The sequence below is a fragment of the Kitasatospora sp. MY 5-36 genome (assembly GCF_001182915.1).
Taxonomy (GTDB): Bacteria; Actinomycetota; Actinomycetes; order Streptomycetales; family Streptomycetaceae; genus Kitasatospora.
This window is the reverse complement of the sequence record NZ_LFVW01000367.1, coordinates 1-11,983: the sequence shown is the minus strand read 5'-3', so window position 1 is coordinate 11,983 and position 11,983 is coordinate 1. Positions and strand designations below refer to the sequence as shown.

The window sequence follows — 11,983 nt, the reverse complement described above, 5'->3', positions numbered from 1 at the left end:
GTCCCGCGCCGCCCGGGCCCAGGACAGCGGCGAGCACCGCCTGCCCGCCACCCCGCCGGCGCCCTCCCCCGCCCCCGCGCCCGCCCCCTGGGCCCTTCCGGCCGCGGACCCCCGAACCACACGAACGGATGAGCAGTGATGAACCGCACGATCGCCACCCACCAGGACCTGGACTGGCTGCTGGACGGACTCGTCGACTCGGTGCCCGGGACCAGGAACGCCGTCCTCCTCTCCGACGACGGTCTCGTGGTCAGCCACTCCCGCACCATCGAGCGGGCCGACGCCGAGCGCCTGGCCGCCGTCGCCACCGGCCAGCAGAGCCTGGCCCGCGGGGTCGGGGCGCTGTTCGACGGCGGCCCGGTGCACCAGGTGATCGTCGAGCTCGCCGAGTGCTGGCTGTTCGTCATCGCCGCCGCCCAGGGCACCCACCTGGCCGTGGTCGCCTCCCAGGAGGTGGACGCCGAGGTGATGTCCGTCGCGATGCACACCCTGGTGCAGCAGGTCGGCCAGAAGCTCACCACCCCGGTCCGCCACGAGGAGGCCCCCGGCGCCCCCGCCGCCCCGGCCTCCTTCGACGCCTTCGCCGCCCGGAACCGGGGCTGACCAGGGTGGAACCGTACGGGAACGACGCCTGGGGGGACGGCCGCGACGACGGCCGGCAGGCCGACCCGCGACCTGGTCCGGCCTCCGGCCCGCCGTCCGGCCCGCAGCCCGGCTCTCCGTCCGGCCCGCCCTCGGGCCGGCAGTCCGGCTGGGACGACTCCTGGCGGCGCGGCACCGTACCGCACTGGAGCGAGCTGGAGGACGACGCGGAGGAGGAGACGGGCAGCATGGTGCGCCCGTACACGATCACCCGCGGCCGGACCGCGCCCGAGCGCGACGACCTCACCCTCATCACCGTGCTCACCACGGTCGAGGAGGAGGCCGACGCCGCCCTGGCACGGGGCAGCCGCGCCGGTGCCCGCGGCCTCCAGCCCGAACACCGGCTGATCCTCGAACGCTGCCGGCGCCCGATCGCCGTCGCCGAGGTGTCGGCGGGCCTGGACCTCCCGGTCTCGGTCACCAAGATCCTGCTGGGCGACCTGGTCGCCCAGGGCCTGCTGAAGGCCCGGGCACCGCTGTCGGTGGCCCGGGCCGCCGGCGGCGTGGACCTCGGCCTGCTCACGGCCGTACGCGAAGGACTCCGGAGACTCTGAACATGGCAACCCCCCACTCCGCCACCGACGCCCCCGCCGCCCCGGCCGCCGTCAAGATCCTGATCGCGGGCGGCTTCGGCGTGGGCAAGACCACCCTGGTCGGCTCGGTCAGCGAGGTCGCCCCGCTGCGCACCGAGGAGTACCTGACCCGGGCCAGCGTCGGCGTCGACGACCTGGCCGGCGTCGACCAGAAGACCACCACCACCGTCGCCCTCGACTTCGGCCGGATCACGGTCAGCCCCGAGCTGGTCGTCTACCTGTTCGGCACGCCCGGCCAGGAGCGCTTCTGGTTCATGTGGAACGACCTGGTCAACGGCGCCCTCGGCGGGATCGTCATCGCCGACACCCGCCGGCTGGAGACCAGCTTCGCCTCCATCGACTTCTTCGAGAGCCGGGGCATCCCGTTCGTGGTCGCGATCAACTGCTTCCACAACACCAACACCCGCACCCCCGACGAGATCCGGGCCGCGCTCGACCTCGACCCGCAGGTGCCGATGCTGCTCGGGGACGTGCGCGAGCGCGCCTTCGGACGGGACCTGCTGCTCGCCCTGGTCGACCACCTGATGGAGCTCGCCGCCGCACCCGTCGGCTGAACCGGCCCCGGCCGGACCGACATCCCGGCCGGCCCTTCCCCTCGACCGCCGTGCCCGCTCGGCCGGACCGGCTCCGGCCGGGCCCCGCACCGCCCCCGCACCCCCGCACCTCCTGTGAACTTCCTTTCGGAGCCCCCCTCATGAACAGACCCCTGCGCGTCCTCGTCAACGGCGGCGGCATCGGCGGCCTCACCCTCGCGACCGCCCTCGCCACGCGCGGCCACCAGGTCGACGTCGCCGAGCTGCGCGAGCAGTTGGAGGCCCTCGGCGTCGGCATCATCCAGCCGTCCAACGCCCTGCACGTGATGCGCGAGATCGGCGTCCTGGACGACTGCCTCGCCGCCGGGTTCGAGTGGGAGGTGCTGACCATCTGCGACCCGGCCGGCGCCACCCTCGCGAAGATCCCGCAGCCCCGGATGGGCGACGCCCCCTCCAACAACGGCATCCCGCGCCCCGCGCTGGCCCGCGTCCTCGCCGACGCCGCCGTCAAGGCGGGCGCCACCCTCCGCTTCGGCACCACCATCGGCACCCTGCGCGAGGACGCCCACGGCATCGAGGCCGCCCTCACCGACGGGCAGGTCGCCCGCTACGACCTGGTCGTCGGCTTCGACGGCATCGGCTCGCCGCTGCGCCGCCACCTGTACGGCGAGAAGTACGCCCCCGAGTACACCGGCTTCGCCAACTGGCGTGTGACCGTCCCGCGTTCGCCCGAGGTGCGGGGCGTGGTGATGTCCTCCGGCAACCTGAACGCGAAGGCACTGCTCACCCCGATCAGCGCGGAGCAGATGTACCTGGGCTCGGTCTTCGCCGAGGCCGAGGACTTCCGCCCCGACCCGGAACGCGCCCACGAGCAGCTGCGCGAGCGGCTGGCCGGCTTCGGCGGCCCGATCGCCGAGGCGCTGGCGCAGATCACCGACCCGGCCGCCGTGGTCTACTCGCGGATCTCCCAGGTCACCGTCGAGGAGCCCTGGCACGTCGGCCGGATCGTCCTGGCCGGCGACGCCGCCCACGCCTCCACCCCGCACCTCGCCCAGGGCGCCGCGATGGCCGTCGAGGACGCGCTCGTGCTCGCCCAGAGCCTGGACGCGGAGGACACCGTCCCGGCCGCCCTCACCGCCTGGGAGGCCCGCCGCCGCCCGCGCGCCATGTGGGTCCAGGCCCTGTCCCGGGCCGTCCTCAAGCAGGAGACGGGCACCGCGACCACGCCGGAGGAGGACGAGCTGCTCAAGGTCGGCATCCCCGGCGCGGCGCACGTCCTCGTGCGGCCGTACTGACGGCCCGCGGATTCAGCGGCGCGCTTCGGCGCGCCGCTGGGTCTGCCAGGTACTGACGCGGTGGATGACATGGAGGATGATCACGCCGGCGACCACGGTCGCCACCGTGGCGATGGTGGAGTAGGCGATGGCACGACGCAGGTCGTCCTCCGTGGGCGTGTCCTTGTCCACCAGGTACGCGTAACCCCGGCCCACGTACAAGCAGATCACCCACGCCACTGACCAGACTCCGATCAGGGCACGGGAGACGGGCCGCCGCGGCGCACTGGCCTGCCAGACGTCCGAGATGACCTGGTACGGAATCCAGAGGTTCGCCAGCGGCCACCAGCCGCCGACCACCCAGGCCCGGGCCCGGCGCTGACTGCCCGGGCCGCCCAGCAGTTCGGCGTTGATCCGCGCCCGCCACAGCCACACCGTCACCACGATTCCGGCGGGGAGGGCCAACGCGAGGTAGACGGAATCCCCGAAGAAGTCCGCCCAGTCCTCTACCGCCTGGAGGTCCGCCAGCGTGGCCTTCCCGGCGAGAGCGTCCTCGTAGAGCAGGTACGCGCGCCAGTCGGTCCACGTCGCCAACACGTTGTACACCATCACCACGACGACCAGGACCGACGCCGCGACGCCCCACCCGGCCACGGCCCTGTACCGCTGCGAACTGTCCACGTTTCCCCCTGACTTCCCGTGTCCCCGGCTCACCAGAGACCTGCCAGCTGCAACACCCGGTACCCGAGCCAGCACGGCAGGGCGATCACCCCGACGAGCCAGAGCCCGATCAAACCCGCTTTGCCCGTGGCGACTTGGGCCCGCCACACCATCGTCCGTCTCCGGTACCCGCCGACTGCCAGGGCCGTCCGAACGGCACGCGCCACGTCCGCCGTGGGCGTCTGGTCCCCCAGGAGGCCCGCCTTCGCCATCCGTGCCCACAGGCCCTTGCGTCCGGAACCGACCGGGAACACCCGGGGTGTCCAGAGATTGTCGAAGGCCACGACGGCGCCGACCCAGTGCCGACCTGCCGTCAGCTCGCCCACGGGCACCGAGGTGACCAGGTGTTCGTTGAGCCGGTCCACCAGATCGGCACCGTTTCCCGGGGTCAGCAGGATCAGCTTGCCCGCCGGCTGCGTGGCCCGCGCCTGTCCGACCTCCCACCACAGCCCGTCCCCGTGCCCGAGGCGCAGCACGATGAGCTGCGACAGGCTCATCAGCCGCCGCACGGTGCCCTGCCAGTCGTCGAGCGGCAGGTAGAAGCGGGCCGCGCCCAGGAGGGGCAGGGGTTCCCCCGGCCGCCCCACGGCGATGACGGGGCCCACCGATCCCAGGGCTCCGGCGAGTTGCTCCTCCCTCGTATGGAGGTTGATGGGCGCACCGTCGTCCACCTGGGCGGCCACCTCGTCGTCGGCGAAGCTCCGCAGGTAGAGCACCGGCCTGCGCCCGTCCGAGAGCAGGATCTCGGCCGCCCCCGGAGCCGCGTGCCGACGCGTCCGGCGCAGGATCAGCAGACCGCAGCCCAGGGCCGCCAGACCGCCCGCCAACATCAGGAGCTGCCCCTCCAGCGACAGCTTGTCACCCTGCCGCTCCGAGGAGCGGACCGCCACGATTCCCGCCGCGAACAGCATGTACCCGAGGCCGTTGACCAGCAGGACCGCTCGTCGCCAGCGCGGGACGGGCGGGGTGAAGCGGGTGACGAGCCCCACGAGTTCGGCGACCCCCGACCGGCGCCGGTGCCGCAGCCACAGCGCGGGCCCGGCCAGCGCAAGCGCCACCGCCCCGCACCACAGCGCCCCCGCCCTGCTCCCACCCACCCACTGCCCCATGCCGACGTTGACCAGCAGGTGCAACGCCACGTAGGCGGCCACGACCGCAGTCGCCGTGATCCACCGGGCGAACATCCGTAGACGGGACGACATTCTCAGCCCACCCCCGACCGCTTGAGCAGGACGCCTCAATCGGATACCGCAACCGACCGATCATCATGCGCGCACGATCGGTTACGGTTTGGCGCCGAACACCAGAACGGGGGCGGTCCGAAGCCCGACGGGGAGCGTGGCGAACGCACCGGCCACGCGGGGCCGGTGCGGATCAACCCGCCGAGCGGAGCGGCGCAGGACCGGCCGAGGGCACCGGACGGGCCACCGGCGCCGGGCGGCTGATCTGGTCCCGGCGGTCCCACACCGCCTTGGAGACGCGGGCGAGCAGGCGGGCCGCCGGGTCGGTGCGGTCCGTGCCGTCGGCGAGCGGGCCGGTGTAGCAGACGGCGATCAGGTAGGGCGGGCAGTCGGCCGGCTGGACGAGGCCGACGCCGAGCCGGGCACCGGGGACCCAGCCGTTCTTGAAGGCGATCCGGGTGTTGGAGGGGAGGCCGGCGGCCAGGTCCACCCGGAACTCGTTGCACTCGAGGAGGGCGAGGAGTTCGGGCTCCCCGGCGAGCGAGCGCAGCAGCCGGACCAGGTCGCGGGCCGTCACCCGGTTGTGCACGCCCTGGGCGCGCGCCGCGTAGTCCTCGATCCCGCGCGGGGTGGAGCTGTGGGTGGCACCGGCGCGGCGCCACACCTCGGTGACGGCCTGCTGGGTCGTGCGGGCCAGGCAGATGTTGGTGGCCAGGTTGGAGGAGTGGGTGATCATCCGCTCGGCGAGCAGCCGGAGCGGCACGTGGGTGCCGACCAGTTCCCAGGGCAGCGGATCGCTGTCCCAGTCCGGGTCGTTGCCGAACTCGCCGCCCACGACGGACTCGAAGCGGTTCACCACCGGCACCTCGGCGTCGAGGTTCGCCCCGCCGCGGCAGAGCGCGGCGAGCACCGCGACCTTCATCGTGCTGGCGGCGTCGTGAAGTTCGTCCGGATTGTGGACGAACACCGGCTCCGCTTTTCCCGCCCAGGGGGCGACCACCACAGAGAGCATGGAGGAAGGGTAGGGGAGGTCGGGGCCGGAGCTCGACGGTCGCGGCGTACGACACGAAACCGCCTCCGCCGCCATGACGGACCGTCAGTCGCCGGGCGGCAGGGCCAGGGGCTTCCTGAGCAGCCACTGTCCGGCCGTCCGCCGGGGCCGGCGCACGACCACGCGGCCGTGGCGCTTCCTGCCGACCAGTTCGATCCGCAGCGTGACCGGCCCACCGTGATCCGGCGCCCGGCGGTTCCTGATCCGGCTGAACTCCAGGGCCAGGCCGTCGGCGTCGACCACGATGCCCGGCCCGGTGATCAGGGTCAGGGTCTTGCCCTCCATGTCCAGGTCGATCTGCAGGGTGTCCTGCGTGATCACCGCCTCGGTGAAGTCGAGCGTCACGTCGCACCACTCCACGAAGAGCTCCAGGCGGCGCGGCACCACCCAGCGCCCCTCCCGCCTGACCCGGCTCCACCGCTGGTCGACCGTCAGGACGTCCTTGACCTCCGCCACCACCCCGCCGGGGGCGAGCGAGACGGGCGGCAGGTCGGTGGTGAGTCCGGCCAGGTCGCCGATCGTCCGCGCGGACAGGGCGGCCTCCAGGCGCTCGTCCAGCTCCTCCGAGGTCAGCCGGCCGTCGCCCGCCGCGATGCGCAGCAGCTCGGCCACCCGGTCCCGGTCGGCGTGGGAGGCCCGCATCGCGGACTCCTGGCCGCGGGCGGCCTGCTTCCCTGCGGCGGGCACGATCTCTCCCGGCATACTTCCCGTCCTGAACTCGGCGATGGTCTTCGCGCGTTGGGGTCAGCGGCGCGGACAGGAACTCACGATATATCGCGATAGGATTTCCCGCCAGACCGGTTCGGCCGACCTGTTCGACGGGCCTGTTCAGCGGGCGGGCTCGCCCGCCGCGGCCCGCGGCTCGACCAGCATGCGGATGTCGTCGGCGGCCCAGAGCACGAACCGTTCGACCGGGACCACCCGGTGGCCCGGCTCCGGCCGGAAGCGCAGCCGCTTGAGCAGCACGGCCAGCAGCACCTGGGCCTCCACCACGGCCAGGCCCTCCCCCTCGCAGGCGCGCGGCCCCAGTCCGAACGGGATCCAGGCCAGCCGGGGCCGCCCCGCCGACTCCTCGGGGGTGAACCGCTCGGGCCGGAACCGCTCCGGCTCGGGCCAGTACGCGGGGTTCAGGTGGACGGCCCGGATCGGGAGGAAGACCACCGCCCCGGCGGGGACGACGTACCCGCCGACGGCCAGCGGCCCGGTGGTCAGCCGGGCGCCGTACGGGCCGGGCGGGTACCGGCGCAGGGACTCGCGCAGGACCATCCCCAGGTACGGCAGCCGGCGCAGGTCGGCGTGGTCGGGCACCGGGCGGTCGCCGAGGACGCGGTCGAGCTCCTCGGTGACGCGCGCGGCCGCCGCCGGGTGGGCGGCGAGCAGGTGCAGGGTCCAGGAGACGGCGACGCCCGTGGTGTGGTGGGCGGCCAGCATCACCGCGAGGACGGTGTCGCGGATCCGCGCGGGGCTCTCCCCGGCCTCGACGAGGGCGCCGATCAGGTCACTGCGGTCCCTACCGCTGCCGCCCCCACCGCTGCCGTCCCCGCCGCTCCGGCCGCCGGGGTGGCCCCGGTGGTGCGCGGCGATCACCCGGTCGACCGTCGCCCGCAGTCGGGCGAGCGCCCGGGCGGCCCGTTCGGCGCGCTGCTCCGGGGGCTGCTCGGACGGCACCCGGTAGAGGCGCTCCAACTGGTCGGTGAGCACCGCCTCGAAGGCCTCGACCACACCCTCCGGGTCCTCGATCCCCCCGTCCGGGTCGTCCGTCCCGCCGTCCAGGGCGTAGCCGCAGATCATCCGGAGCGAGAGCCCGGTGAGTTCCCGCTGGAGCTCGACGGCCTGACCGGCGGGCAGGGCGGCCCAGCGGTCGGCGAGCCCGGTCGCCAGGGCGGTGAAGCGGGCGAAGTGCCGTTCGTGCGAGGGCCGTCCGGCGAGGACGGTGAGCAGCAGCCGGCGCCACGGGCCGTGCTCCCCGGCCGGGAGCACCTGGAGGTTGCCCGCCTCGAACAGCGGGTCCAGGAACGAGAACAGCCCCGGCGGCCGCTCGTCGAGGTGGGCCACGGCCTCCAGCAGCACCGGGTCGGCGATCGACACGGCGGCCTCCACCCCCGACAGTTGGAACCGCACGACGGGCCCGTACTCGGCGTGCAGCCACAGCTGGTAGTCGTGCAACCCGCCCGCCCGCGCGATGGCGCCCACCCCGCCGTCCGCTCTCGGCTCGGGACCGGGGATCTGCATCGGACCTCCTGGGGTGCCTTCCGGGGATCGTTCCGCGGTGCCTTTGTACGAACCGGGGCCTTCCCGTGTTTTCCGACTCCGTACCCCGGACCGCGCAAATGCGGCGTCAATTCCTAAATCATCCATGGGCCGTAAATCGCCCACGGGTCGAACGCCCCGTCGAGCGACCGTCGAACGCCCCGGAAAAACCCGGTCCCATGACCTGCGCACGACCTGTACGCTGAACACACATTCGAACTGTGCCGAATCCGTTCGGCATTTGATGAAACTGTGGGGGAATCGGTGCGCAATCGCCGACTTGTGGTTCTCGCTGCCCTCGTGGCGGCCGGTGTCGGTCTCACCTCGTCCGGAATCGCCCAGGCGGCCGCTCCCGCCGCGGCACCCTCCTCGCCCGCCTCCGGCGTCGCCGGCCTCGACGCGACGAAGAAGCTCCCGGGCAAGACCTTCAACAGCTCCGCCGACCGCACGGTCGTCTCGTCGAAGGCCGGCGAGCGGGCGGCGGCCCCGGCACAGGGTGCGCCCGCGCAGGACGCGCCCGCCCAGAACGCACCCGCCGCGCAGAACGCCGCGAACCTGGGCGTCGACCTGGAGGCCTCGGCCTTCAGCGCCCACGGCTTCCAGCTCCAGACCAAGCTCTCGTCCAGCGAGACCACCACGGGCACCCTCACCGTCGCCTGGGGCGACGGCACCACGAGCTCGTACCCCGTCGCCCTCACCGCCGGCGCCGCCAACGCGCACGTCGACATCCACCAGTACAAGACCGTCGGCGCCTTCGACATCACGGTCACGCTCACGAGCGGGACGGTGGTCGCCAAGAACCAGGTCCAGGTCGTCACCGCCGGCGCCGAGTTCACGCCGCACACCCCCACCCGCCTGCTGGACACCCGGGAGGGCATCGGCGCCGCCAAGGCCAAGGTCCCCGCCCGCGGCACCGTGGCCCTGAAGATCGACGGCGCCGCCCAGATCCCGGCCGGGGTCGCCGCGGTGGTCCTCAACGTCACCGTCACCAACACCTCGGGCTCCGGCCACATCTCGGTGGCGCCCAGCCAGGACCTGGCCCAGAACGCCACGACGTCGAGCCTCAACTTCGTCCCCGGCCAGACCGTTCCGAACCTGGTGGTCGCCTCGGTCGGTCCGGACGGCTACGTGTACCTGTTCAACTCGGACTGGGCCCCGGTCGACCTGCTCGCCGACGTCACCGGCTACTTCACGCCCACCACCGCCAGCGGCTACAAGTCGGTGCCGCAGACCCGCATCGTCGACACCCGCGAGGGCATCGGCACCGCCCAGGGCAAGGTCCCCGCGACGTCGGGCTTCGACGTCGCCGTCGCCGGCCGCAACGGGGTGCCGTCGGGCGTCACCGCCGTGGCGCTCAACCTGACGGTCACCAACCCGCAGGCGGACGGCCACCTGATCGCCTACCCGACCGGGCAGGCCGTCCCGACCACCTCCAACGTGAACTTCACCGCCGGCCAGACGGTGGCCAACGCGGTGATCGTGCCGGTCGGCCAGGACGGCAAGATCACCGTCCGCAACGGCAGCTGGCTCCCGACGGACGCGGTGGTCGACGTGGTCGGCTACTACAGCCCCGCCAGCCGGTCCGCCCTGGTCCCGCTCGTGTCGCCGGAGCGCGTCCTCGACACCCGCGAGACCACCCCCGACCGGACGGGCGCCCCGATGCCGGGCCGCAGCTTCTTCGCGCTGGGGATGGAGGGCGACACCACCTCCCCGCAGGTCGAGGGCTGGGTGCTGAACACCACCGTCACCAACACCGCCGGGGCCGGCTTCCTCTCGGTCGACACCGACCCGAACTACTGGTCCGCCTACCGGAACGGCACCGCGGTCGTCCCGCAGCGCCCGGTCTCCTCGACGCTGAACTGGACGGCCGGCGCGACCGTCCCGAACCTCGCGCAGACCCCGGGCGGCAAGGGCGGCATCATCGACTTCTGGAACCAGAGCTGGTCGGACGCCGACCTGCTGGTCGACCTGCTCGGCTTCTACCAGTCGAACTGACCCACCGGAGGACGTGAGGGCCGGGGCGGTGTTCCGTACGGAGCACCGCCCCGGCCCCTTTCCGTCGCGCGGCCGGCGGGCCGGCCCCAGTTGACGACGTACCTCAGTTGACGAAGTGCCTCAGTTGACGGAGTGCCTCAGTTGACGGAGTGCCTCAGTTGACGAAGTAGCTGAACCCGACCGTCGCCGCGGTCATCCCGGCTGCCACCTCCCGCGTCACCGTCCCCTGACAGTTCGGCGCGGAATACACGTCGACCGTCACGTTCGTGAGGTTCTCGACGACCACCGGCGACACGGTCGGGTAGCACCCCCGCGCCGGATTCTGGTGCGTCACACCGTTCACCACCAGAACCCCCGTAGCCGCCTGTGCGGGCACGGCGAGTGCGAGCACTCCGGCGGCGGCCAGCATCCCGACCGCGGCAATCCGACGACGCATGACTGTTCTCCCTTCCGAGGGCGCACATCGGTTACGGCACCCTTCCGGGCCATGAATTCCCCCACCGCCCTGTCCATGTCAGAAATCCCGCCGCAAATCCCCCGAACCGAGGACAATGCCCGGCGCGGCATTCGCCCGCGGTCCGCCGGGAGTGGAAAGTCGGACCCGCCGACTTTCCGCGTCCTTCCACGCTCTTCCGCAAAGGACGGGACGACCGCATGGCGGGGGTCACGACTGCTCGGGGAGCCCGCTTCCGGCGGTCGGCAGCGCCCGGACGGCGTCGGCGATCTCGGCGCGCAGCCCGTCGAGGGTGTGGTCGGGGCCGAGGATCATGCGGCGGAGCTGGGGCATGGCGAGGCTCCAGCCGACCATGCCGAGCGTGAGGAACAGCCGCGCGCGGGCGTCGTCGCCGTCACCGCCGCTGTCGCCGTCGTCGCCGCTGCCCGCCGGCCGCGCCGCCCGGATCTTGTCCTGGTAGTGGCGGGTCCGGTCCGCTTCCCCCGGAACGGGCTCGTCGCCGAGTTCGAGGGCCTCCCAGAGCAGCAGCCGCAGGGCCTCCGGGTGGTCGCGGTGGTAGTCGAAGAGCCGCTCGGCGTACGCCGCCAGGTCCTCGTCGCCGGGCGGGACGGCCTGGGCGAGGTCGGCCATGAGGCGCTCCAGGACGGCGGCGAAGAGCCTGTTCTTGTCGCCGAAGTAGTCGTAGATCGCCCGCTTGTTGGCCTGGGCCTGGGCGGCGATGCGGTCCACGCGGGCGCCGGCCACGCCGTACGCGGCGAATTCGGTGGCCGCCGCCGTGAGGATCCGCTCTTTGGTTGCCGTCGAGTCGTACGCCATGGGCCGATGGTAACGAACCGGTTCGTTTGACGATCCCGCGACGGTCTGGCACGCTCACGGCGAGCATTCGAACCATCTAGTTCGTTCGGTTGGAGTCATGATGCCCCGGATCGATCCGGCTGTCCTGCCCGAGCCCGAGCCACCCACGGCCCTCGCGCCGCCCGGGCCCACACCGCCCGCGACGCCGCCACCGGAACCCGCGCCCCGGCCCGCCGCCACGGGCCGGCGGCTGCCCCTGGTGATGGCGCTGGCCTGCGGCGTCAGCGTGGCCAACGTCTACTTCCCGCAGGCCCTCACCCCGCTCGTCGCCGACGGCCTCGGCATCGCACCGGGCACCGCGGCGAACCTCGCCACGGTCACCCAACTCGGCTACGCCGCAGGGATCTTCCTGCTGGTCCCGCTCGGCGACCGGCTCCCCCGCCGCCCGCTGATCACCGTGCTCCTGGTCGTGACGGCCTGCGCGCTGCTGGCCGC

13 protein-coding genes are annotated in these 11,983 nt (G+C 73.1%); 6 read left to right on the top strand and 7 right to left on the bottom strand.

The genetic code is table 11. The annotated features are described in order from the left end of the window. Positions 1-138: 138 nt before the first annotated feature. The 4 genes from AE652_RS22865 (at position 139) to AE652_RS22850 (ending at position 3,063) form a co-directional block, all read left to right on the top strand. On the top strand, positions 139-603 hold the full coding sequence (locus tag AE652_RS22865) for a roadblock/LC7 domain-containing protein (protein ID WP_049654463.1): 465 nt from the start codon (positions 139-141) through the stop codon (positions 601-603). Positions 604-608: 5 nt separating this feature from the next. Further along, positions 609-1,196, top strand: a complete 588-nt coding sequence (locus AE652_RS49515) for a DUF742 domain-containing protein (protein ID WP_369808320.1) — start codon at positions 609-611, stop codon at positions 1,194-1,196. A 2-nt stretch (positions 1,197-1,198) separates the two neighbouring features. Next, complete coding sequence (locus AE652_RS22855; protein ID WP_049654460.1) at positions 1,199-1,789, top strand: ATP/GTP-binding protein; 591 nt, start codon at positions 1,199-1,201, stop codon at positions 1,787-1,789. 140 nt (positions 1,790-1,929) lie between these two features. After that, on the top strand, positions 1,930-3,063 hold the full coding sequence (locus tag AE652_RS22850; protein ID WP_049654457.1) for an FAD-dependent monooxygenase: 1,134 nt from the start codon (positions 1,930-1,932) through the stop codon (positions 3,061-3,063). 12 nt (positions 3,064-3,075) lie between these two features. On the opposite strand, the gene AE652_RS22845 is transcribed toward AE652_RS22850, so the two are convergent. The 5 genes from AE652_RS22845 to AE652_RS22825 form a co-directional block, all read right to left on the bottom strand. Further along, complete coding sequence (locus AE652_RS22845) at positions 3,076-3,723, bottom strand: DUF4328 domain-containing protein (protein WP_049654455.1); 648 nt, start codon at positions 3,721-3,723, stop codon at positions 3,076-3,078. Between the two features lie 29 nt (positions 3,724-3,752). Continuing rightward, positions 3,753-4,964 carry a hypothetical protein gene (locus AE652_RS22840; protein WP_063780232.1) on the bottom strand — a complete coding sequence of 404 codons (1,212 nt, stop codon included), beginning with the start codon at positions 4,962-4,964 and terminating at the stop codon, positions 3,753-3,755. Positions 4,965-5,136: 172 nt separating this feature from the next. After that, complete coding sequence (locus AE652_RS22835; RefSeq protein WP_049654454.1) at positions 5,137-5,955, bottom strand: serine hydrolase; 819 nt, start codon at positions 5,953-5,955, stop codon at positions 5,137-5,139. 84 nt (positions 5,956-6,039) lie between these two features. Beyond that, the gene (locus AE652_RS22830; RefSeq protein WP_049654451.1) at positions 6,040-6,696 is read right to left on the bottom strand and encodes a DUF1707 domain-containing protein; all 657 of its coding nucleotides are present in this window, start codon (positions 6,694-6,696) and stop codon (positions 6,040-6,042) included. Positions 6,697-6,822: 126 nt separating this feature from the next. Further along, positions 6,823-8,226, bottom strand: coding sequence for a cytochrome P450 (locus tag AE652_RS22825; protein ID WP_049654450.1), 1,404 nt, complete (start codon positions 8,224-8,226; stop codon positions 6,823-6,825). Positions 8,227-8,544: 318 nt separating this feature from the next. Between AE652_RS22825 and AE652_RS22820 the strand changes: the two genes are divergently transcribed. Further along, positions 8,545-10,239, top strand: coding sequence for a hypothetical protein (locus AE652_RS22820; protein ID WP_049654448.1), 1,695 nt, complete (start codon positions 8,545-8,547; stop codon positions 10,237-10,239). A gap of 154 nt (positions 10,240-10,393) precedes the next feature. Here the strand turns inward: AE652_RS22820 and AE652_RS22815 are convergent, their stop codons facing one another. Then, positions 10,394-10,675 (bottom strand): hypothetical protein, encoded by a 282-nt coding sequence (locus tag AE652_RS22815; protein ID WP_049654447.1) that lies wholly within the window; start codon positions 10,673-10,675, stop codon positions 10,394-10,396. A 228-nt stretch (positions 10,676-10,903) separates the two neighbouring features. Next, the gene (locus AE652_RS22810) at positions 10,904-11,509 is read right to left on the bottom strand and encodes a TetR/AcrR family transcriptional regulator (RefSeq protein WP_049654446.1); all 606 of its coding nucleotides are present in this window, start codon (positions 11,507-11,509) and stop codon (positions 10,904-10,906) included. 97 nt (positions 11,510-11,606) lie between these two features. Between AE652_RS22810 and AE652_RS48415 the strand changes: the two genes are divergently transcribed. Next, the coding region (locus AE652_RS48415) for an MFS transporter (protein ID WP_369808319.1) at positions 11,607-11,983 on the top strand (377 nt) is incomplete at its 3' end.